The 21,381-nt window shown below is 43.2% G+C and carries 19 protein-coding genes and 2 pseudogenes; 12 read left to right on the top strand and 9 right to left on the bottom strand.

Features of this window, described 5'->3' with window-relative positions:
- Positions 1-19 precede the first annotated feature (19 nt).
- Positions 20-904 (bottom strand): annotated as a pseudogene (locus tag BK820_RS13600) (MFS transporter); the annotation flags it as partial.
- A 273-nt stretch (positions 905-1,177) separates the two neighbouring features.
- Between BK820_RS13600 and cgtA the strand changes: the two are divergent.
- Both cgtA and proB read left to right on the top strand, forming a co-directional pair.
- Positions 1,178-2,383 carry an Obg family GTPase CgtA gene (gene cgtA / locus BK820_RS13595; protein ID WP_071321229.1) on the top strand — a complete coding sequence of 402 codons (1,206 nt, stop codon included), beginning with the start codon at positions 1,178-1,180 and terminating at the stop codon, positions 2,381-2,383.
- Positions 2,384-2,410: 27 nt separating this feature from the next.
- A complete protein-coding gene (gene proB / locus BK820_RS13590) occupies positions 2,411-3,544 on the top strand; it encodes a glutamate 5-kinase (protein ID WP_071321228.1) in 1,134 nt (377 codons plus the stop codon).
- Between the two features lie 55 nt (positions 3,545-3,599).
- Here proB and BK820_RS13585 read toward each other — a convergent pair whose 3' ends face one another.
- Together BK820_RS13585 and BK820_RS13580 are read right to left on the bottom strand one after the other, a co-directional pair.
- On the bottom strand, positions 3,600-4,196 hold the full coding sequence (locus tag BK820_RS13585) for a phosphatase PAP2 family protein (RefSeq protein ID WP_071321227.1): 597 nt from the start codon (positions 4,194-4,196) through the stop codon (positions 3,600-3,602).
- A gap of 164 nt (positions 4,197-4,360) precedes the next feature.
- On the bottom strand, positions 4,361-5,065 hold the full coding sequence (locus BK820_RS13580; protein ID WP_071321226.1) for an SIMPL domain-containing protein: 705 nt from the start codon (positions 5,063-5,065) through the stop codon (positions 4,361-4,363).
- A gap of 475 nt (positions 5,066-5,540) precedes the next feature.
- Here BK820_RS13580 and BK820_RS13575 point away from each other — a divergent pair, with 475 nt between their 5' ends.
- From BK820_RS13575 to BK820_RS13530, 10 genes are all read left to right on the top strand, one after another.
- Positions 5,541-6,914: a diaminobutyrate--2-oxoglutarate transaminase gene (locus BK820_RS13575; RefSeq protein WP_071321225.1), complete on the top strand. Its 1,374-nt coding sequence runs from the start codon at positions 5,541-5,543 to the stop codon at positions 6,912-6,914.
- Between the two features lie 3 nt (positions 6,915-6,917).
- Entirely contained in the window at positions 6,918-8,450 is a 1,533-nt protein-coding gene (locus tag BK820_RS13570) for a pyridoxal phosphate-dependent decarboxylase family protein (RefSeq protein WP_008304863.1), read from the top strand.
- Positions 8,451-8,832: 382 nt separating this feature from the next.
- Positions 8,833-9,861, top strand: coding sequence for a substrate-binding domain-containing protein (locus tag BK820_RS13565; RefSeq protein WP_004810501.1), 1,029 nt, complete (start codon positions 8,833-8,835; stop codon positions 9,859-9,861).
- Between the two features lie 99 nt (positions 9,862-9,960).
- Positions 9,961-11,340 (top strand): phosphate ABC transporter permease subunit PstC, encoded by a 1,380-nt coding sequence (pstC, locus tag BK820_RS13560; protein WP_004810498.1) that lies wholly within the window; start codon positions 9,961-9,963, stop codon positions 11,338-11,340.
- Positions 11,340-12,731: a phosphate ABC transporter permease PstA gene (gene pstA / locus BK820_RS13555; protein WP_071321224.1), complete on the top strand. Its 1,392-nt coding sequence runs from the start codon at positions 11,340-11,342 to the stop codon at positions 12,729-12,731. The genes pstC and pstA overlap by 1 nt, the downstream gene beginning before the upstream one ends.
- 10 nt (positions 12,732-12,741) lie before the next feature.
- Positions 12,742-13,656 (top strand): phosphate ABC transporter ATP-binding protein PstB, encoded by a 915-nt coding sequence (pstB, locus tag BK820_RS13550; RefSeq protein WP_004810494.1) that lies wholly within the window; start codon positions 12,742-12,744, stop codon positions 13,654-13,656.
- A 95-nt stretch (positions 13,657-13,751) separates the two neighbouring features.
- A complete protein-coding gene (locus tag BK820_RS13545; protein WP_071321223.1) occupies positions 13,752-14,465 on the top strand; it encodes a hypothetical protein in 714 nt (237 codons plus the stop codon).
- 47 nt (positions 14,466-14,512) lie between these two features.
- Positions 14,513-15,475 (top strand): protease SohB, encoded by a 963-nt coding sequence (gene sohB, locus BK820_RS13540; protein ID WP_071321222.1) that lies wholly within the window; start codon positions 14,513-14,515, stop codon positions 15,473-15,475.
- Between the two features lie 108 nt (positions 15,476-15,583).
- Positions 15,584-16,045: a hypothetical protein gene (locus BK820_RS13535; protein ID WP_071321221.1), complete on the top strand. Its 462-nt coding sequence runs from the start codon at positions 15,584-15,586 to the stop codon at positions 16,043-16,045.
- Positions 16,046-16,072: 27 nt separating this feature from the next.
- The gene (locus tag BK820_RS13530; RefSeq protein ID WP_004810486.1) at positions 16,073-16,309 is read left to right on the top strand and encodes a hypothetical protein; all 237 of its coding nucleotides are present in this window, start codon (positions 16,073-16,075) and stop codon (positions 16,307-16,309) included.
- Positions 16,310-16,373: 64 nt separating this feature from the next.
- Here BK820_RS13530 and BK820_RS13525 read toward each other — a convergent pair whose 3' ends face one another.
- From BK820_RS13525 to BK820_RS15590, 6 genes and pseudogenes are all read right to left on the bottom strand, one after another.
- Positions 16,374-17,015 (bottom strand): DUF2238 domain-containing protein, encoded by a 642-nt coding sequence (locus BK820_RS13525; protein WP_071321220.1) that lies wholly within the window; start codon positions 17,013-17,015, stop codon positions 16,374-16,376.
- A gap of 90 nt (positions 17,016-17,105) precedes the next feature.
- A complete protein-coding gene (purB, locus tag BK820_RS13520; RefSeq protein ID WP_071321219.1) occupies positions 17,106-18,494 on the bottom strand; it encodes an adenylosuccinate lyase in 1,389 nt (462 codons plus the stop codon).
- 56 nt (positions 18,495-18,550) lie between these two features.
- Positions 18,551-19,282 (bottom strand): high frequency lysogenization protein HflD, encoded by a 732-nt coding sequence (gene hflD / locus BK820_RS13515; protein ID WP_048881586.1) that lies wholly within the window; start codon positions 19,280-19,282, stop codon positions 18,551-18,553.
- Positions 19,283-19,295: 13 nt separating this feature from the next.
- On the bottom strand, positions 19,296-20,429 hold the full coding sequence (gene mnmA, locus BK820_RS13510; RefSeq protein WP_004894053.1) for a tRNA 2-thiouridine(34) synthase MnmA: 1,134 nt from the start codon (positions 20,427-20,429) through the stop codon (positions 19,296-19,298).
- A gap of 4 nt (positions 20,430-20,433) precedes the next feature.
- Entirely contained in the window at positions 20,434-20,919 is a 486-nt protein-coding gene (locus BK820_RS13505) for an NUDIX hydrolase (RefSeq protein ID WP_004810477.1), read from the bottom strand.
- 281 nt (positions 20,920-21,200) lie between these two features.
- Positions 21,201-21,381 (bottom strand): annotated as a pseudogene (locus BK820_RS15590) (heavy metal sensor histidine kinase); the annotation flags it as partial.

Here is a 21,381-nt window from a genome sequence, read left to right as displayed (position 1 = left end):
AAATCCTAGAACCACATCACAGTGTAGAGCTGAGCATTAAAGCAATACATAGCTTGGCGACCAGATTTTCTCTACCTTGTCCTACGGTTTTGCCTGACCAGCTTGATGAATAAATTCCAATCACACCGAGTAAGCCGAACAGGCCAATTTCAAAATCAGTGAAATGGTAAGGTGCGCTACCTAGTACGAAGGTCATTGAAGTAAAGACCATAGATAGAATACCGAAGCCTAAAGCACCTGCGCAGGCACGACGAATCAGATGCGGGTTCTGCTTAGCGATGACAAATAAAGAGCGATAAATACTGCCAATGGTCAAACCCGCCTGGGGTTGAGTATCTGGTAGTTTTTTCCACATGAGAGTGGCAAAAAGCAAGGTCATGATTCCACTAGATAAGTAAACACCTTCCCAAGACCAATAGGTCGAAACAAAGCCAGCAAAAGTCCGCGATAGGATGATACCCATCACCAAGCCACTCATCAGTTTACCGACAATAGTAGCACTGGATTCAGGTGGACTAATCGTAGAAGCAAAAGGAATTAAAACCTGCGCCGAGATTGCGCCAAATGTCGCACATAAGGTAAACACATAAAGCGTTGATAAAGTCGTGCTGAATGAAAGCAGAATCTGCGAAATGGCTGCAAAGACCATCAGACTGACAATCAGCTTACGTTTATTCAGGAAATCTCCCAATGGTACTAACAGCATTAAGCCCAGTACGTATCCAATCTGGGCGATCACTACCATTAAGCCAGCCTGACTGGTTGTAATTCCTAAACTTTCCTCGATTGAATAGATTAAGGGCTGATTAAAATAAGCTGATCCGGCACAGAGACCACATGCCATTGCCATAAGTAATACAAATTGTGATGACAATGGGCTGACAGAATTCTTTTCTGTAGTCATAGCTATACCATGGGCTCTTTTTCGACGTTGAGCACTATAGGCAGCTCGATGCCAAATCAGAAATAATAAAAAACGATCAATTAAGCTTTAAAAACTATATTTTGAATTTTTATAGGTCTGAATATTTTTCAGACTGTTTTGTATTTTGAGATAAGCTGAATGAAATTACCCTTGAAATGAGCGATCTTCATGGAATAGTGCATAAATGTAGTCGAGAAATGCTTTAAAATATGGCAGAATAGGCGGTTTTAAAGTTTTTAGAGGATTGGCAATATGCGCTTTGTTGATGAAGCAGTCATTACCGTAGAGGCTGGCGACGGTGGCAATGGCGTAGCCAGTTTTCGCCGTGAAAAGTTCGTACCATTTGGTGGTCCAGATGGTGGTGATGGTGGTCGTGGCGGCAGCATTTATGTTCAGGCTGACGACGACACGAGTACCCTTGTAGATTATCGTTATACCCGTAGATTTCGCGCTGAACGTGGTAAAAACGGTGCTGGCGCAAACTGTGCTGGTCGTGGTGGCGAATCAGTTATTTTAAAAGTTCCTGTGGGAACAACTATCGTCGATTCAGAATCTGGCGATATTATTGGCGATCTGGTTGAAGATGGCCAGAAAGTATTAGTGGCACATGGCGGCCAAGGTGGTTTGGGTAATACTCACTTCAAATCATCAACCAACCGTTCTCCGCGTAAATGTACGCATGGTACCAAAGGCGAATTCCGTGAAATCCGTCTTGAGCTGAAAGTACTGGCTGATGTGGGCTTGCTTGGCATGCCAAACGCAGGTAAATCAACCTTTATCCGTGCAGTCTCTGCAGCAAAACCAAAAGTGGCAGATTATCCGTTTACGACCATGGTACCTAATCTGGGTGTAGTGGATGCGGATCGTCACCGTTCATTTGTAATGGCGGATATTCCAGGTCTGATCGAAGGTGCTGCTGAAGGTGCGGGTCTGGGTATTCGCTTCCTGAAACACCTGGCACGTACACGCATTTTGCTACACATTGTCGATGTACAACCGATTGACGGTTCAGATCCTGCTTACAATGCCAAAGCAATTATCGCAGAGCTTGAGAAATTCTCGCCAACGCTCTCTAAATTGCCAGTGGTATTGGTTCTGAACAAGGTTGACCAGTTAGCAGAAGAAACACGTGACGAATGGTGTAACCATATTCTTGAAGAATTAAAGTGGGAAGGCCCTGTCTTTAAAACTTCTGGCTTAACGGCAGAAGGGACGAAAGACGTTGTGTACTACCTGATGGATCAAATCGAACAGCAACGCGAACGTGAAGTTGAAGATCCAGAATATGCAGCAGAAATGAAAGCATTCCGTGATCAGCTGGAAGCTGAAACACGTGAACAAACGATTGCTGCGAAAGAAGCTTATCGTGAAATGCGTCGCGCTCAACGTCTGGGTGGCGATGACTTTGATGATGAAGATGATGACGACAGCGACGTAGAAGTATATTACGTACGTTAATCTTTTAAAGATAAGTCTGAGGACAAGATGATAGAAGTGGTAGATGGGCAACGTCAGCTCAAGGGTTGTAAACGAATCGTTGTTAAAATCGGATCATCTTTACTCACAGCAAACGGGCAAGGTTTAGATTTAGATGCCATCTCGCACTGGGCGGGACAAATCGCAGATCTACACAATGCAGGACACGAGATTATTCTGGTGTCATCAGGTGCTGTGGCTGAAGGTATGGTTCGAATGAAACTAGAGAATCGACCCACCGATCTACCCAGTCTTCAGGCTTGCGCTGCCATTGGTCAGATGGGGCTTATTCATACCTGGTCAAGCGTGCTGGATAAACACCAGATCCAGACTGCTCAGGTACTGTTAACCCATGATGACCTGGCAGATCGTCGCCGCTATCTCAATTCATGTGATGCCTTGCAGCACCTGATTGAATGGCGTGTGATTCCGGTGATTAATGAAAATGACACCGTTTCGACGGATGAAATCCGCTTTGGTGATAATGATACCTTGGCTGCCATGGTAGCAGGTCAGGTGCATGCGGATCTGCTGATTATCCTGACCGATCAGGAAGGCATGTTTGATTCGGACCCACGTTCTAATCCGGACGCTAAACTGTTCCATACCGTACGTGCGATGGATGAAAGTCTGTTTGATATGGCTGGCGGTGGTGGCAAATTTGGTCGTGGCGGCATGCTGACCAAAGTCCGCGCTGCACGTCTGGCTGCGAAGTCGGGTTGTCCAACGCTGATTGCCAGTGGTGACAGTGACTGCGTTTTATCGCGTCTTATGACGGGTGAAATGTTGGGCACTTTATTCATCACTGATGATGATCGTGTTACTGCACATCAGCAATGGCTGGCAGCGCATTTGCAAACGGCAGGTCGTCTGGTGATTGATGATGGTGCTGTTAAGGCCATTAAAGAAAATCACCGTAGTCTGTTACCGGTAGGCGTTAAAGCAGTTGAAGGTCATTTCGAGCGTGGTGATGTGGTGGAATGTGTCGATATACAAGGTCACCGTATTGCGGTCGGACGTGTGAACTTTAGTTCACGTTCAGCTGAGATCGTCAAAGGTCTAGCATCAGACAAAGTGCATCAGGTACTCGGTGAAGCCCGTTCACTGGAAATGATTCACCGCAATCATATGTCGATCTATTAAGTTAAAGAGATGTAAAAAATCCCGCTTTCGAGCGGGATTTTTTATGTCTGGAAATTTACTTCACCCAGCCCATCAGAATAAAAGGCTTAAACAGGAATTGATGAATACTGAAAATAAAGCTCATGATTTTATTCTCATATTTCCACCAGAGCGGTAAGCCAGCGAGATTTACAACAAGTGCAATTAGGAATGCACCTAGCATATCAATCGGAAAATGTACACCGACATAGATCCGCGACCAAGCTACCAGCCAGGCTGTCCAGAGCAGAAGTCGCCCCAAGTCCCGTTGTGGTGAAAAATAATAGGCGAGAGCAATCCCGCTAAAAATACTCATATGGTTGCTGGGAAAAGAACCTGTGGCTTCATGCTCAATTAAGATATGACCAATTTCCATGACAAATGGACGAGGCGTATTCAACACAGCAGATAAAACTTCACTTATGGATAAGGTAATGGCAGTAAAGATAAAAGCTTTGATAATCCCGGTTTTCACTTCACGATTGCCATGTAGCCAGGCTATGGCAAAGATCAGCAGGAATAAATACACCAGATCATGTGCAATCAGACAGGCATAGTTGATCATCCATATTGAAGCGTGATCAGGTGCATTAAGAATATGAAACAGATATAAGTTGAGTTGATCAAGAGACATAAGGTAAGAGGATTGATACAAATGTCGGTTACTCTAAACCTATCAAAGTGGTATTTATACCGAAGTATGTATGAATTTGTAGCGTTGATTTTTCAAAGCAAACTCAGGTGATAAAAAACCACCCAAAAGGGTGGTTTTTAAAAGCAGAGTGCTTTTATTAACACTTATTTAAACTGAATCGAACCATTGGCACTCACGGTCATTTTAGATTCACCCGCTGCCATTTCCTGATCTGGAATAGCTGCTTCTGCATAAGCCGCTTTGGCCATTGCCATACGTGGAACCGGTGGGTAGCCTGAACTATTGGTGTTAATATTCATATTTACCAGTTGATATCCAGCCTTGTTCCAAGCCTGAGCCAGGCTTTGTGCACGTTGCTGGAAGTTTTTGGATGCTTCCAGCATCAGCTCATTTTCAATTTTCTTACGTTTTGCTTCAGATACTGTAAAGTTAATTGATTCAGTCTGGAAGTTTTGCTGCAATTCGGCAATTAGCTGTGAAGCCGCTTTGAAGTCAGTCGATTCAATACGCACCTGAGCACGAGCTCTCCACTCTCTGAGTTTACGGTTGTCATTGTCATAGACTGGATAAGTGTGTTGTGAACCGGTTTCAATTTTCACACTCGGATATTTCTTTGCGGCATTGATGGCTTGATTCATGAGTTGATTAATTTGCGCTGCAAGCTCAACAGGCTGTTTATTGGATTTTTCTACATATAAATTGGCATGCATCAGGTCATTGGAAATATCGCGACTGGCCTCTGCTGAAATATTAATAATATTATAATTCAGTGGCTCATTTTGGTCTGCAAATGCAGTACTCGCTAAGGTGCCTGCAAGTATAAGGCTGGACAATGCTAGGAGGCGCATATTTTCTTCCTGTTTTTCTTAAAATTAGCCATCTTGGCTGATCCTCAGATATTAAATCTCAATTGTGCTCTTTTTGCGAAATATTTGTGGTAAGAGTGTTAAGTTTTTGATTATTTTTTCTGTAGTTTTAAAGTTTAATTATTTTAAAAATTATATATTTATTAATGCATTATTAAAATAATTGCAAACTTTTCTGAAAGGCTACAAAAAAGTATAAAAGAAGCTGCTTTTCTTTCCTTTGTCACACGTTAAGATGATAATTTAGAGATTAGACAGGCATGATATTTTTTTTCGATAAATTTTCAGGTAAATTGAGTTGAAAGTTATTTATTTTCCTGAAAAATTCGGTATCATCCGCCTCCTAAGTTAGTTAACTAAGATTATAGCTAACTAAAATCTTATAAAGCACCGAGTCAAAGGACCAAACGTCACCAGACTTATTTCTTTCAACCCATATCAGAGATGGTAATTCGATATGAGCGTTACTTCTGTAAACCCTGCCACCAATTCCACAAACGAATACTACTTGACTCGCCAAAGTCAGATGGAATCGAATGTGCGTAGTTATCCACGTAAATTACCGTTAGCGATAGCGAAAGCACAAGGTTGCTGGGTTACCGATGTTGAAGGTACTGAGTACCTTGATTGTTTAGCTGGGGCAGGGACATTGGCTTTGGGCCATAATCATCCTGCGGTGATTCAAAGTATCCAGGATACGCTTGCAAGCGGTCTCCCACTACATACCCTGGATCTAACCACTCCTTTAAAAGATGCTTTCACTGAAGCTCTTCTTTCCTACCTTCCAGGTGGTAAAGAAGAATATTGCTTACAGTTCTGTGGCCCATCTGGTGCAGATGCAACAGAAGCAGCGATTAAACTTGCCAAAACCTTTACTGGCCGTAGTTCAGTGATCAGCTTCTCTGGTGGCTATCACGGTATGACTCACGGTTCTCTTGCCATGACAGGTAACCTGTCGGCGAAGAATGCAGTGAATGGTTTAATGCCAGGCGTTCAGTTCATGCCTTATCCGCATGAATATCGTTGTCCATTGGGTCTAGGTGGTGAAGCGGGTGTTGACGCTTTAACTTACTTCTTTGAAAACTTCATTGAAGACGTTGAAAGCGGTGTAACCAAGCCAGCAGCTGTAATCCTTGAAGCCATTCAAGGTGAAGGCGGTGTGGTAACAGCGCCAGTAAAATGGTTACAGAAAATCCGTGAAGTGACTGAAAAGCACAACATCGTATTGATTCTTGATGAAGTTCAAGCGGGCTTTGCACGTTCAGGCAAAATGTTTGCCTTTGAACACGCAGGTATTGAGCCTGATGTAGTGGTAATGTCTAAAGCGGTCGGTGGTAGCTTGCCACTTGCGGTACTGGGTATTAAACGTAAGTTCGATGCATGGCAACCTGCTGGCCATACCGGTACTTTCCGTGGTAACCAGCTAGCAATGGGTACAGGTCTTGCAACGATCAATACCATTAAAGAGCAAAATCTGGCGCAAAACGCACAAGAACGTGGTGCTTTCCTGCAAGCTGAACTGAAAAAGCTAGCTGCTGAATTCCCATGTATCGGTAATGTGCGTGGTCGTGGCTTAATGATCGGTGTTGAAATCGTAGACGAACGTAAACCTGCTGATCATATGGGTTCGTTACCTGCCGATGGTCAATTGGCTGCAGCGATCCAGACTGCTTGTTTCAACAATAAATTATTGCTTGAGAAAGGTGGTCGTAACGGTACAGTGATCCGTTTACTTTGCCCTTTGATTATTACTCAGGCAGAGTGTGAAGAAGTTCTAGTTCGCTTCAAGAAAGCGGTTGCTGAAGCTTTAGTCGCAGTTCGAGGCGCGTAATTTATGGTAGATTTTGCAGAACATCGTAAAGCGTTACTCTGCAATGATGCTGCATCTATCGCTGACTATGAGTCAGCGATGGACCAAGCGACCGAAGCGGTTGCAGCATGGTTGCAAAATGACAAAATGTACACGGGTGGCAGCATCAAGGAATTGCGTAGCGCAATTTCTTTCAACCCTTCTAAAGATGGTTTGGGTCTTCAAAAATCTTTAGAGCGTATGGTTGAGCTATTCCTTAACAAAAGCTTGAAAGTACATCACCCGCATTCTCTAGCGCATTTGCACTGTCCAACCATGGTGGCAAGCCAGGTTGCGGAAGTGCTGATCAATGCGACTAACCAGTCAATGGACTCTTGGGATCAAAGTCCGGCGGGTTCATTGATGGAAGTGCAGTTAATTGACTGGCTACGTCAAAAAGTGGGCTATGGTTCAGGTCAGGCGGGTGTATTCACTTCAGGTGGTACGCAGTCGAACCTGATGGGTGTATTGCTGGCGCGTGATGCCTGCATCGCGAAAAACTGGAAAGACGAAAACGGTAATCCGTGGTCGGTTCAGCGTGATGGTATTCCTGCGGACGCGATGCGTAACGTCAAAGTCATCTGTTCTGAAAATGCACACTTCTCTGTGCAAAAGAACATGGCAATGATGGGTATGGGCTTCCAGTCAGTAGTCACTGTTCCTGTGAATGAAAATGCACAGATGGATGTGGATGCTCTGGAAAAAACCATGGCGCATCTTCAGTCTGAAGGCAAAATCGTCGCATGTGTGGTAGCAACCGCAGGTACAACTGATGCGGGCGCGATTGATCCATTGAAAGCAATTCGTGAAATCACCAATAAATATGGCGCGTGGATGCATATCGATGCGGCATGGGGTGGCGCACTGATTCTATCCAATGACTATCGTTCTATGCTGGATGGGATTGAGTTATCTGATTCGATCACATTGGATTTCCACAAGCATTATTTCCAAACGATTTCATGTGGTGCGTTCTTGCTGAAAGATGAAGCGAACTATCGTTTCATGCATTATGAAGCGGAGTATTTAAACTCTGCTTATGATGAAGAGCACGGCGTTCCGAACCTGGTATCGAAGTCACTGCAAACCACGCGTCGTTTCGATGCGTTGAAGTTGTGGATGACGGTTGAAGCCTTGGGTGAAGAGCTTTACGGTTCAATGATTGATCATGGCGTGAAATTGACACGTGAAGTGGCAGACTACATCAAGGCAACTGATGGTCTGGAACTTCTGGTTGAGCCACAGTTTGCATCAGTATTGTTCCGTGTGGTTCCAGCAGGTTATCCAGCTGAGTTTGTGGATGCCCTGAACCAGAACGTAGCAGATGAGCTGTTTGCGCGTGGTGAAGCGAACATTGGTGTAACTAAAGTCGGTCAGGTTCAATCTCTGAAAATGACGACTTTAAGTCCGGTGGCAACACTTGAAAACGTGAAGAACCTGCTGGCACTGGTGCTTGCAGAAGCGGATCGAATCAAGGATTCCATCGCTGACGGTACTTATACACCACCAATTGCATAAGTGATTGTGGTGTGAAAAAGGAGGCCTGTTGGTCTCCTTTTTTTATATTTCAACAAAGATTATTTGTTTCTAGATCAAATTTAAATAGTGGTTATTCATGCATCAAAATTGTGGTAAAAAAAGAAATTCTTTGTAAGAAACACAAAATTTTTTACATATTTGCTTGCTATAAAAATGTCAAAAAAATTCTTAAATAATTTATAATGCATTGAAAATAATAAATATTTTTAATTTATTTAGTGCTGTAACAGCTATCATAAAATCTTCATAAATCTGTAACCGGCCTGTCATATTTAAAAATCAAAATACTTGTATCGAAACAAGTACAACACGACAAAAAAAGTGGCGTACTCCAAATTTAAATGATTGTGAGAGATACAGAATGCGCTTTACAAAAATTACACTTGCACTTGCAGTGATGGGGCTAGGCATGACTGCAGCGAATGCAGCACGCGACACAATTCAAATTGCAGGTTCTTCAACTGTACTTCCATATGCAAGTATTGTAGCTGAAGAATTTGGCAATACTTTCCCGCAGTTTAAAACTCCAGTTGTGGGCTCAGGCGGTTCGTCAGGTGGTTTGAAACAGTTCTGTAATGGTGTTGGTGATAATACCATCGATATCGCAAACGCATCTCGCCAGATCAAAAGTTCCGAATTGGCAGAATGTAAAAAGAATGGCGTTAACCAGGTACTAGAAATCAAAATCGGTTATGACGGTATTGTCTTTGCATCGAATGCCAAAAAAGCAGCTTATAAACTTCGTCCACAACATGTTTTTGCAGCCTTGGCAGCACAATTACCAGCCAATGGCAAAATGGTAGCTAACCCGTATACACGCTGGAACCAGATTGACAAGTCACTTCCTAATGAGCCGATCACCCTGGTAATTCCTGCTTCGAATCATGGAACACGCGAAGTCTTCCAGGAGAAGATGGTGGATGCAGGTTGTGAAACATATGCTGCAATTAAGTCTTTAGATAAAGATGCCAAAAAGAAAGCCTGTACCACTTTCCGTAAAGATGGTCGTGTTATTGAAATTTCAGGTGACTATACCGAAACACTGGCACGTCTGAAAACCTCTCCAAGTGCAGTTGGTGTATTTGGTCTAGGTTTCTATGACCAGAACCGTGACAAGCTGCGTGTTGCAACTGTTAACAATGTTGCACCATCTGAGCAGACCATCCTGAATGGTTCTTATCCGGTATCTCGCCCATTGTTCTTCTATGTGAAAGGCGAACACCTGAAATCAATCAAAGGTTTGCCACAGTTCACTGAATACTTCCTGAGCAAGAAAGTATCTGGTAAAGGATCGAAACTGGAAAAAGCAGGTTTGATTTCAATGTCTGATAAGGAACGTGCAGCAGTACTTGCTAACTTTAAGGCAGCTAAAGTAGTTGTAGTGAAGTAAGCAAATATTGAAATAGCTGGTGGCTGGAAACGGTCACCGGCTTTTAGTCATAGATAGGTTTTTTAAAAATATGAAGATTGAAAAAACAGTGGAGCATACATGAATCTGCTACTCCTGGGTGTGTTACTGGCGATTATCGCCGTTGCCTATCAGATCGGATTAAGTCGAAGCCAGAAATTGGCAGGCCAAGGCAAAAACACAGCAATGCTGAATTCGCGTCCTGGCTATTATGGCGCCATGGTGGCTTTATGGTGTGGTATTCCTGCATTTTTAATCTTCATGATCTGGAATCTGGTTGAACCTGTGCTCCTGGAACAGCTGGTGCTGAAACACCTGCCACAACGAATGGTCGCAGGCATGGATTCTGCAGCTCTGAGTGTGATCGTGGATCGGGTGCAGGCACTGGCTTCCGGTTTTGGCGTTAGTGATACACCACAGGCTTATGAACTGGCTGCAGCAGAGCAGGTGGCACGTATCATGAGCATCAGCAGCTATGCCAAGCTGGTGGTAGTGATCTCTGTTGCTGTTGCCGGACTGGTTTGGGCCAAAAAACGTATCAGTAATCAGTTGCGTGCACGTCATCAGGTTGAAAAAGTCATCAATATCAGCTTGGCACTCTGTTCTGGTGTTGCCATCCTGACCACACTCGGCATTGTCATGTCGATGTTTGGCGAAGCAATGCGCTTCTTTAGCTTCGTCAGCCCAATTGATTTTTTCTTTGGCACACAATGGAACCCGGGTTTTAGCACTTCAGGCAATGCCGAAGGAAGTTATGGCCTGTTGCCTTTATTGTGGGGCACCTTGATGGTCAGTGGAATCGCCCTGTTGGTCGCAGTCCCATTGGGTCTGATGATTGCAATCTATCTGTCCGAATATGCCTCACCAAAATTCCGTTCATGGGCAAAACCGACTATTGAGGTTCTGGCTGGTATTCCAACCATCGTTTACGGTGTGTTTGCCTTGATGATTCTGGGCCCATTTATTAAAACGCTCGGTGCTATGGTCGGTGTTGATATTAATGCGACCAGTGCCTTAACTGCCGGCTTTGTTATGGGCATCATGATCATTCCATTTGTATCTTCTTTATCAGATGACATTATTACCCAGGTACCACGTGCCTTACGAGACGGTTCACTGGGTCTAGGCGCAACCAAATCTGAAACGATCCGCCAAGTGGTACTGCCAGCCGCTTTGCCGGGCATTATCGGTGCCTTCTTGCTGGCAGCATCCCGTGCGATTGGTGAGACCATGATTGTGGTACTGGCAGCAGGTAATAGCCCGCTGTTACATGCCAATCCACTGGAAGCGGTATCAACTGTAACCATTACCATTGTGAACCAGTTAACTGGCGATACTGACTTTGCCAGTCCACAAGCACTGGTTGCGTTTGCATTGGGTCTGACTCTTTTTGTTATTACCTTAGGTTTGAACATTGTCGCACTGTACATCGTGCGTAAATATCGTGAGCAATACGACTAATGAGTACTTCAAATACCACACCTTTAGATCAGCGTATTGATCCATCTGTTAATGCTGAGCTGCGTGAAGAGCGTAAAAAGACCATTCAAAGCTCTCTTGCACGGCGCCATCGCAAAGAAAAAACCTTTCGTATGCTTGGTTTTTCTGCGGTATTGGCGGGTCTGTTCTTTGTCGTATTGCTATTCGGTAGTATCTTGGCCAAAGGCTTGCCGGCATTCTGGCAAAGCAGTATGAGCCTGCCTATCCATTTCGATCCGGCAATTGTCAATATTGGTCCACAACCAAAACAGACTGCCGGAGAGTCTCCTGCACAGTTTGAACAGCGTATGGTGGATTGGCAGATGCAAGCTGGCATGGTTGACTGGGATGCCCTGATCATTAATGGCATGATTGCCAAAGACGGCAAGCTGGAAAACCAGCGTGATGAACTGGGTTATTTATATACCAGTTCAGAAGCCTATCGTCTGCGTGACATGGTGCTGAACAATCCAAGTCTGGTCGGAAAAACCCAGGAAGTTAAAATTTTGGCCGACGCCAATGTTGATGTATGGCTTGCAGGTAATATTGACCGTGACTTGCCAGATGAGCAGCAACAGCTAAGCCCGGAAGTCCGCCAGATTGCTGATGACATGAAAGCTTCAGGCGTGATCGAAAACAGCTTCAATACCAATATCTTTACTAATCCGGACTCCCGTAGTTCGCCTGCAACCTCTGGTTTGGCAGGTGCATTCATGGGCTCACTGTTCATGATGTTGATCGTGATCTTTATCTCGATTCCAATCGGTGTAGCTTCAGCAATCTATCTGGAAGAGTTTGCACCAAAAAACTGGATCACCGATGTCATTGAAGTCAACATCAATAACCTGGCAGCCGTTCCGTCTATTGTTTTCGGTCTACTCGGTGCAGCGATCTTCATCGGCTGGATGCATTTACCACTTTCAGCGCCATTAGTCGGTGGTCTGGTACTTAGTCTGATGACTTTGCCAACCGTGATTATTACTACACGAGCTTCTCTAAAAGCTGTACCACCATCGATTCGTCAGGCAGCCTTAGGCTTAGGTGCATCACGTTTACAAACTGTATTCCACCATATTTTACCACTCGCACTACCGGGTATTTTGACCGGAGCGATTATTGGTGTCGCACAGGCACTTGGCGAAACCGCACCACTGTTATTGATCGGGATGAGCGCCTTTGTTGCTAGCGTACCGGCAACGCCACTAGATCAATCGACTGCTTTACCTGTACAGATTTTCCTGTGGCAGGGTAATGAATTGCGTAACTTCTTCGAAGGTCGTACTGCTGCCGCCATTATTGTTCTCCTTGTCATGATGATTGGCTTAAACAGCTTAGCCATCTGGTTACGCAAGAAGTTTGAAGTCCGTTGGTAAGGAGAAAATAATGAAAACAATGAATATTTCAAACTATTTAAAAAAGGATCTATCCATGAACCTCCAGCAAAATAAATTTATTGCAGATGCCGCTGCAACCAAGCCCCTGATTTCATATAATTCTCAGTTCGAGACACAAGCTGAAAATAAGAAAAAAGACAAGACGGGTAATGTCAAGCTGAGTGCGCAGGATGTACATGTTTACTATGGTGAACTCGAAGCGATCAAAGGTATTGACCTGAACATTTATGAAAATGAAGTGATCGCCTTTATTGGTCCATCGGGTTGCGGTAAATCCACTTTCCTGCGCGCCCTCAACCGGATGAACGACACCATTGATGGTTGCCGTATGACGGGTAAAGTTTTGCTGGATCATCAGGATATTTATGATCCTAATCTGGATGTAGTATTGCTACGTGCGCAGGTTGGCATGGTATTCCAGAAACCAAACCCATTTCCAAAATCTATTTTTGACAATGTTGCCTATGGCCCGAAACTGCATGGTCTGGCTCGCGATAGATATGATCTGGAAGAAATTGTCGAGAATAGTCTGCGTAAGGCCGGATTGTGGAATGAAGTAAAGGACCGACTGAATCAGCCGGGAACAACTTTATCTGGTGGTCAGCAGCAACGTCTCTGCATCGCGCGAACCATTGCGGTAAGCCCGGATGTTATCCTGATGGATGAACCATGTTCAGCGCTGGATCCGATTGCGACAGCAAAAGTGGAAGAGCTGATTTCCGAACTTTCTACCCAATATACGATTGCTATTGTGACTCACTCAATGCAGCAGGCGGCACGAGTATCAGATCGAACTGCATACTTCCATTTAGGTGATTTAATTGAAGTGAATTCGACAGAAAAAGTCTTTAGCCAGCCGGATCATCAGTTGACAGAAGCATATATTACTGGTCGTTTTGGTTAATACACATTTAAAAAATAGTTTAAAACAGAATCTTAGGGTTCTGTTTTTTTTGTTATGCTGTATGTGATTTTTTAAAATTATAAAATTAAATTGAGATGCGTAATTATAATTTGACCAAAAAAGAAGGCAAGGTCGTTGCTGAAACACAGCAAGCGCTCTATCGAGCATTATTCGGCTCAGTGAATTTTCCAAGAAATCTAAGCATCTTTCTGGTTGGTATTAGTCTTTTTATGGCGACTTTGGTTCTGCATGAGGGGTGGTTTCCCACTTCACAAAGTCAAGGTATGAGCAATTATCATCGTTGGTTATATGATGTTTATGTGATGGTTTCCATATTCATTGTACCTCTAATCTATCTGCGTTTTAGGCAGCTCGAAGGCTCTGTCGCTTTCCGAAGAAAATGGAACGCATACATTCGAGCTTATGCGCAGTATCAGTTCAAATTAAAACAAGTGGTAGAAAGTGTAGATGATGACAGGTCTGGTCAGCAAAAGTTAAGTGACTCAATGACTCGGCATTTTTTGAAACATCCATGGTTTCAATATCTAATGATTGGTGTGGTGATTTATGGTTGTATTGCAATGTATATTTGGGTCACACCATTCACGAGTAGCCGAGGATCGAGCTTCTGGATTCTCGCATGGTGGCCGATTAATGCTGTTATTATCGGGATGCTTTACTATATACAGTTTCCGTTAATGCTACGGTGGTTATCAATTGCAAAAATACAAGAACAATATGGAATTTTGCAACTAAAAGCAGTGCGAGAGAATTCAGTCAATAATATGGTTGAAAAAATACCAAATTGACCTAATCTAAGGTTTATAGCCCGAATTAAACTGAGAATAGATTTTATATGTTATTTCATACTCCGAAACTACCGGCTGAAATCCGTATCAATCACCTGAATGCGCGTATTAATGAACAACGAAAAAAAATTGCGCAAACCACTGCCTCTAAACTGGAGCTGTTGCAGTTAAGTCAGCAACTGGCAAAAGAAGCACGTGCCCGTAAAAAAACCAATGAGAAAATCTACGTGCTCGATTTTAAAGGGGATACTGCTGCTTCTGCAGTAGAACAGCTACGTGAAGAAATTACGTTGATTCTGGCAACAGCAAAAGCTGGACGCGACCGTGTAATCGTACGCTTGGAAAGTCCAGGTGGTATGGTGCACGGCTATGGTCTGGCAGCTGCCCAACTGGTGCGATTACGTGAAGCAGGATTCCATTTGACGATTTGCGTCGATAAAGTCGCTGCTAGCGGTGGCTATATGATGGCATGTATTGCCAGCGAAATTATTTCTGCCCCGTTTGCGATTGTGGGTTCAATTGGTGTAGTTGCTCAGGTACCGAACTTTAACCGTCTGTTAAAAGACAACAAGATTGACTTTGAACTGTTTACGGCAGGTGAGTACAAACGTACCGTAACCATGTTCGGTGAAAATACTGAAGAAGGTAAAGCCAAGTTTGAAGAAGAAATTCAGCAAACGCATGCGCTGTTTAAGCACTTTGTAGAAAAGTATCGTCCGCAACTCAATGTTGAAAAAGTGGCAACAGGTGAGCACTGGTATGGTCAGGATGCGCTGGATCTGAATCTGGTAGATAAGCTGCAAACATCGGATGAGTACGTGCTGGGGTTATTGCCTCAGCATGATGTGTATACGATCAATACACGTAAGAAACCAACTTTAGGTGAAAAACTGGGGTTGCAGGCAGCACAAATTGCTGACTCTCTAATTCCTGCTGTAATGAACAAAGTAGTCGACACGCTGACGAAAGCCAATTCGAATCTGGTTCAGATGCGTGATACGAAACTTTAATTTATTTCTCTGTAGAGGATATGGAAAGCTCACTTCGGTGGGCTTTTTCATTTTTTAAATCAAATCATTATGATATAAGTGAAATACTTTGATTGAGTCTAGGCTCATATGCTCACGTTTATTTTATTATTGGGATTCTTTAGCATCGTGTTTATTCCGATGTTATGTATGCTCTATGCTGAAGCCAAACTCATAAATAATGATTCGAAGAAGATTCTGTTTTGGCTGAGCTTTCTACCTGGTGCATGTATTTTTCTATTATATGGTGTTTTAAAGCCAAATAATCCACCCGTTACTCCATCGAAAGAATGTGGGGTGGTGCAGTCTTATCAGGTATATAAAACTCGAGGTGGAACTCAGCATGAAAGCGTAATCATTCGCTTCAATGGTGCCAAGTATAGTCGTTATTTATATTTCGATAAGGATTCTGAGAAAATGCCGAAAGGGCAAAGGGTCTGTTTTGAGTATTTAGATAAGTTTAAATACCCACACTTGTCAAAATCTAAGTTTGTTAAATGGATTGACCCTACTGAAATGCCGACCATCACTGAAGCTCATCAGATAAAATAAAGCATATTTTACTGTTGGAGCAGAAACATGGCTGTCGCTGAAGCATATCTTGCAACGCAAAACTGTTATTTTAATTACGAGTTTGAAGAATTGAATTTGGATGATTTTCCTGAGGAGTTATCTGTGTCACTGCGTGGCATAATGTTCCGCCATGAAATTCAATATCCTGATGCAATCTATTTCATTTATTACAGCGAGATATTGACGGGGAGTGAATTGCAAAAAATGAAAGATGATTGGAAGCGATATTGCCCACTTCCATAATTGAAAAACATGAAGGTAATTAAATCTATGATTCAAAACTTTAATTCATGATGATCTAAAAAGCTCACTTTAATGAGCTTTTTTTATTTTGTGAAATCAGCATCAGTGCACCCGTAAACATCGACCCGACTGTTGCTAAAAACATATCTTTATGCGCATCCCATATATCGCCTTGCTGACCGTTATAGCTTTCTGCCTGTTCAGGGGATAAGCCAATCGCAATCAGCCATTCGATCCATTCATAAATCAGGCTGGTTGCCATGACAAATTGAATGACTAACAAGAAAATTGTGAATGGTTTTTGCTGCGGTAGCCAGACCTGAAACAGTCGGTAAAATACCGGGTAGAGTAGAAGGCCAAAAGCCAGGTGCACAAAACGGTCAAACATGTTGCGTGACCAGCCCATGGCAGCATTCAGGTCAAAGCCAAAGAGTGTCTGAGTCCATTCATTATAAGGTACATAAGAATACAGATAATGTGCAGCAACCACATGAATCAGCAGAAAAGCCAGATAAAGGTTGAAACTGAAGAAGCTCAATCCGATTTTATACAGGCACAAGATCAACATAACGATCATAAAAACCGTACCTGTTTGATGGAGCAGATAAGATTCCATTTCTAAAGGATGAATACTGGCAAAGATAATCGCAATTGCCAAAATCCCTAAACTAACAAAATGTTTGCTGCTTAATCGATGATCCATCATCTATTTCTATATCATTTTTCTTAAAGTTAGACATGATTATAAATAAAAAAAGCGAAACCGGAGCTTCGCTTTTGGTCTTAATTGTCTAAATTAGATTTTAGCGATTAAGTCTTTAATTTGTTTTGCTTGTTCAGATGCATTACCTGTATATGTTGCAGGTGTCATTTCAGCCAAACGAGCACGATCCGCTGCAGGAACAGCTTCTAATTCGTTACCGTTTACGAAATCAACCATCATGTCACGAGTCATTGCCTGACCACGAGTCAATGCTTTTAATTTTTCGTATGGTTTTTCAACGTTATAACGACGCATAACGGTTTGAATTGGTTCAGCCAAGACTTCTTGAGCATTGTCTAAGTCTTCATCAATACGTGCAGCATTCAGTTCAAGTTTACCCACGCCTTTTAAGCAAGCTTCAAACGCGATCAAGCTTTGCGCAAAACCTACACCCATGTTACGAAGAACAGTTGAGTCAGTTAAGTCACGCTGCCAGCGAGAAACAGGAAGTTTTTCACCAAGGTGTGCCAATACTGCATTTGCAATACCCAAGTTACCTTCAGAGTTTTCGAAGTCGATTGGATTCACTTTATGCGGCATGGTTGAAGAACCCACTTCGCCTTCTTTTAGTTTTTGTTTGAAGAAGCCCAGAGAGATATAACCCCAAACGTCACGGTTAAAGTCGATCAGAATCGTGTTGAAACGACGCAGCGCATCAAACAGTTCCGCCATGTAGTCATGTGGCTCGATCTGGGTGGTGTATGGATTAAAAGTCAAACCTAAAGATTCAACAAATGCTTGTGAATGCGCAGGCCAGTTGATGTCTGGATAAGCTGAAAGATGCGCATTGTAGTTACCTACAGCACCGTTGATTTTGCCTAGAAGTTCAACATTTTTAAATTGTTTGATTTGACGAGCCAGACGGTAAGCCACGTTCGCCATTTCTTTACCCAAAGTGGTTGGGCTCGCTGTTTGACCATGTGTACGAGACAACATTGGTTGGTCAGCATGTTTTTCAGCTAATGCAACAATTGAATCAATGATTTGTTGCATAGACTCAACCAGTACATCACGACCGCTTTTCAGCATTAATGCATGAGACAGGTTATTGATGTCTTCAGAAGTACATGCAAAGTGAATGAATTCGCCTGCATTTTTCAGCTCTTCAATCCCTGCAATTTTTTCTTTCAGGAAATACTCAACCGCTTTTACGTCATGGTTAGTCGTACGCTCAATCTCTTTAATGCGGTTTGCATCTTCTTCAGAGAAATTTGCAACGATCGCATCAAGTGCTGCATTGGTTTCAGATGAGAAAGCTGGCACTTCAGTGATTTCAGGACGGTTGGCAAGCGCTTGTAACCAACGCACTTCAACAGTCACACGAGCATGGATCAGACCAAACTCAGAAAGAAAAGGGCGCAGCGCATCACATTTGCTAGCGTAGCGTCCATCTAATGGAGAAAGTGCAGTTAAAGCGTTCATATCGATTCCCTAAATTTTGGAATTAAACGAAAAACGAGATACGCGTACAGCATCAGTTAAACTGCCTGAAACTGTAAGCGCGCGAGATTTTGGATATCCTGTAGCAGCTTGCGCTTGCCAAAAACCATACCCCAGGAACTGCCGCCGAGTTGACGCCATAGGTGCGCCATTTGCAGGCCAGTAAACAATGAAGCACGAATACGGTTGGTGTGACCGGCATCTTTAAAGGCTTCAGCATTACCACGCACCATAATGCGCGGATTAATCTGTCCGGCAGTATCTACATAAGTTTGTGCGAGATTGGCAATGATGCTGGGGTGCATATAGTTATTATCGAAAAAGGAAAGCTGTCTTAGAATTTTTTGCTGGGATTGTTCAATAATTTCAACAAATTTAGGATTGCTGTAGACCTTCTTTTCTAACTGAAGAAGTGCCATCGCATAGGACATTGGCAGCTTGGTAGAGGAGAGTTTTGGAAGTCTGGATTTTGGGCTGGTATCGAAGGGTTGAGTAATGGAACTTTCTAAGGTCTTTAATCCGAGAGAAATATCAGCCAGCTGATTAAACAAATCCAGGGTCTGGACATTGAGCGAGCCGCTTGGTCGGATATTTAAACTGGCTTTAATCAGCTGTTCAAAATAGAAATTACCACTTTCCCCAATGCTTTGCTGACTGGTTAAAGCAGTCATATGGGTCAGCTGGGTGGCCTGAAACACACCCGCTAACGCCAAAGCACGGTTTTGACGAACATTCAACGCTGTGGCCTGTTGAAAAGGTAATTTCGTCATGCCGACCTCATCCTTATATAAAATCAGGTTTAGGTGCATTGGTATGATGAATCACACCGCCACCCAAACATACTTCACCTGAGTAGAACACCACGCTTTGACCTGGGGTCACAGCTCGTTGTGGCTCATCAAATTCTACCCGAACACCTTGGGGTGTTTCTGGATCCTTATAAATGGTACACGCTTGATCAGGCTGACGATAGCGGGTTTTTGCCGTACAGCGGAAACCTGATTCAGAGATCTCCTGCTCACCAGCTACCCAGTCAATCGCTTCACTCCAAAGCATGGTGCTTTGCATCAGTGGATGTTCATGACCCTGACCAACCACGAGACGGTTACCCTCGATATCTTTGTGCAGTACAAACCAAGCACCTTCTTCAGCGCCTTTCATACCGCCAATACCGATCCCGCCGCGTTGACCGAGCGTATAGTACATTAAGCCGTGATGTTCACCAACCTCTTTACCGTCTTCTAGCACGATTTTTCCGGGTTGTGCCGGCAAATATTGCTTTAAGAAGTCATTAAAGCGGCGTTCACCAATAAAACAGATACCCGTCGAGTCTTTCTTCTTCGCTGTAGCAAGACCTAATTCTTCTGCAATTTTACGCACTTGCGGCTTTTCAATTTCACCCACTGGGAACAAAGTCTTGTTAATTTCACGACCATGAACGGCATGCAGGAAGTAAGTCTGGTCTTTATTGTTGTCTACGCCACGCAATAAAGGTGCATATTGATCACCTTTAGAATTGGTCATGGTTTCACCACGACGACAATAGTGACCAGTTGCAATAAAGTCGGCACCCAGGTTGATCGCATGATCCAGGAAGGCACGGAATTTAATTTCTTTATTACATAAGATATCCGGGTTCGGGGTACGGCCGGCCGCATATTCAGCCAGGAAATGCTCGAATACGCGATCCCAGTATTCCATTGCGAAGTTGGCAGTATGCAGTTTAATCCCGATCTTGTCACAAACGGCCTGAGCATCGGCAAGGTCATCCATTGCCGTGCAGTATTCTGTGCCGTCATCTTCTTCCCAGTTTTTCATGAAAAGACCTTCAACCTGATAACCTTGTTGAAGTAAGAGTGCTGCAGACACAGATGAATCTACACCACCAGACATTCCGACGATGACACGTTGTTGCATAGGATTAGGCATCCAAATTTGAAATTAAGGGAGAGTTTTGGTGCTCGTAAATGAGCGATAAAGGGTATTTTTGACCAGAAAGCGCATCTTGTACGGCTTTAATCACCAGCGGACTACGCGCACGAGCTGACTCTTGCAGTTCATCTAAAGTCATCCAGACTGCACCGACAATGTCCGTATCTAAAGTGGCATGTGGGTCATAATCAACCGATTTGGCTAAAAAACAGAAGCGAAAATAAGTACGGTCTGGAAACATCGGCGGGGTATAGGTATACATGCCTAAAAGATGGGTCACTTCAACCGTATGTCCGGTTTCTTCCATGGTTTCACGAATTGCGGCCTCGACAATGGTTTCACCGCATTCTACATGACCTGCTGGCTGATTAAATACTGTGTGTGTCACACCTTCTGTATGTTCTTCTACAAACAGGAATTTTCCGTCTTTTTCGACAACGGTTGCGACAGTGACGTGAGCAGTCCAAGCAGTCATAGAAACAGCACCATGGAAAATGATGCACTATTGTATAAAATTTTGTGGTGTGTGGCTATGTTGAGAGGGGATTTCTTTAGCTACTAAAAAATTATTAGTCTTAAAGAAATAAGCAATTTTATGAAATATTGCCTCTATTTTAAGCGTAAAATACTGAAAATCACTAAAAAAAGCTCAATTCAACAGCATTAAGCTTTTATGTGTATAACAAAACTATGAATTATAAAAAATAATTTCTTATAACGTGCATCATGTTAATTGAGAAATATTAAGCATAAACTTTAAACAATATTCAGGTCTAAGCTTAAACCAAATACAATGCCTTGCTGGGTGTTATACGCATATGCTTCCCCCTCATGTAACATCATAATAGATTTCACGATTAATAGCCCCAAACCGCCCGTTTTTGCTTTGGAATGTCGACTACTATCAATTTGATAAAGGCTTTGTTGCACAAACCTA

Source organism: Acinetobacter sp. LCT-H3 (assembly GCF_001866125.1).
Classification (GTDB): Bacteria; Pseudomonadota; Gammaproteobacteria; order Pseudomonadales; family Moraxellaceae; genus Acinetobacter; species Acinetobacter schindleri.
Note: the sequence above shows the minus strand (reverse complement) of the source record. Positions and strands in the feature narration are given on the sequence as shown.

What these genes read in the sequence shown, in the direction of transcription:
- cgtA (WP_071321229.1), top strand. Translation starts at nt 1,178, where the DNA reads ATGCGCTTTGTTGATGAAGCAGTCATTACCGTAGAGGCTGGCGACGGT.
- proB (WP_071321228.1), top strand. Translation starts at nt 2,411, where the DNA reads ATGATAGAAGTGGTAGATGGGCAACGTCAGCTCAAGGGTTGTAAACGA.
- BK820_RS13585 (WP_071321227.1), bottom strand. Translation starts at nt 4,196, where the DNA reads ATGTCTCTTGATCAACTCAACTTATATCTGTTTCATATTCTTAATGCA.
- BK820_RS13580 (WP_071321226.1), bottom strand. Translation starts at nt 5,065, where the DNA reads ATGCGCCTCCTAGCATTGTCCAGCCTTATACTTGCAGGCACCTTAGCG.
- BK820_RS13575 (WP_071321225.1), top strand. Translation starts at nt 5,541, where the DNA reads ATGAGCGTTACTTCTGTAAACCCTGCCACCAATTCCACAAACGAATAC.
- BK820_RS13570 (WP_008304863.1), top strand. Translation starts at nt 6,918, where the DNA reads ATGGTAGATTTTGCAGAACATCGTAAAGCGTTACTCTGCAATGATGCT.
- BK820_RS13565 (WP_004810501.1), top strand. Translation starts at nt 8,833, where the DNA reads ATGCGCTTTACAAAAATTACACTTGCACTTGCAGTGATGGGGCTAGGC.
- pstC (WP_004810498.1), top strand. Translation starts at nt 9,961, where the DNA reads ATGAATCTGCTACTCCTGGGTGTGTTACTGGCGATTATCGCCGTTGCC.
- pstA (WP_071321224.1), top strand. Translation starts at nt 11,340, where the DNA reads ATGAGTACTTCAAATACCACACCTTTAGATCAGCGTATTGATCCATCT.
- pstB (WP_004810494.1), top strand. Translation starts at nt 12,742, where the DNA reads ATGAAAACAATGAATATTTCAAACTATTTAAAAAAGGATCTATCCATG.
- BK820_RS13545 (WP_071321223.1), top strand. Translation starts at nt 13,752, where the DNA reads ATGCGTAATTATAATTTGACCAAAAAAGAAGGCAAGGTCGTTGCTGAA.
- sohB (WP_071321222.1), top strand. Translation starts at nt 14,513, where the DNA reads ATGTTATTTCATACTCCGAAACTACCGGCTGAAATCCGTATCAATCAC.
- BK820_RS13535 (WP_071321221.1), top strand. Translation starts at nt 15,584, where the DNA reads ATGCTCACGTTTATTTTATTATTGGGATTCTTTAGCATCGTGTTTATT.
- BK820_RS13530 (WP_004810486.1), top strand. Translation starts at nt 16,073, where the DNA reads ATGGCTGTCGCTGAAGCATATCTTGCAACGCAAAACTGTTATTTTAAT.
- BK820_RS13525 (WP_071321220.1), bottom strand. Translation starts at nt 17,015, where the DNA reads ATGATGGATCATCGATTAAGCAGCAAACATTTTGTTAGTTTAGGGATT.
- purB (WP_071321219.1), bottom strand. Translation starts at nt 18,494, where the DNA reads ATGAACGCTTTAACTGCACTTTCTCCATTAGATGGACGCTACGCTAGC.
- hflD (WP_048881586.1), bottom strand. Translation starts at nt 19,282, where the DNA reads ATGACGAAATTACCTTTTCAACAGGCCACAGCGTTGAATGTTCGTCAA.
- mnmA (WP_004894053.1), bottom strand. Translation starts at nt 20,429, where the DNA reads ATGCAACAACGTGTCATCGTCGGAATGTCTGGTGGTGTAGATTCATCT.
- BK820_RS13505 (WP_004810477.1), bottom strand. Translation starts at nt 20,919, where the DNA reads ATGACTGCTTGGACTGCTCACGTCACTGTCGCAACCGTTGTCGAAAAA.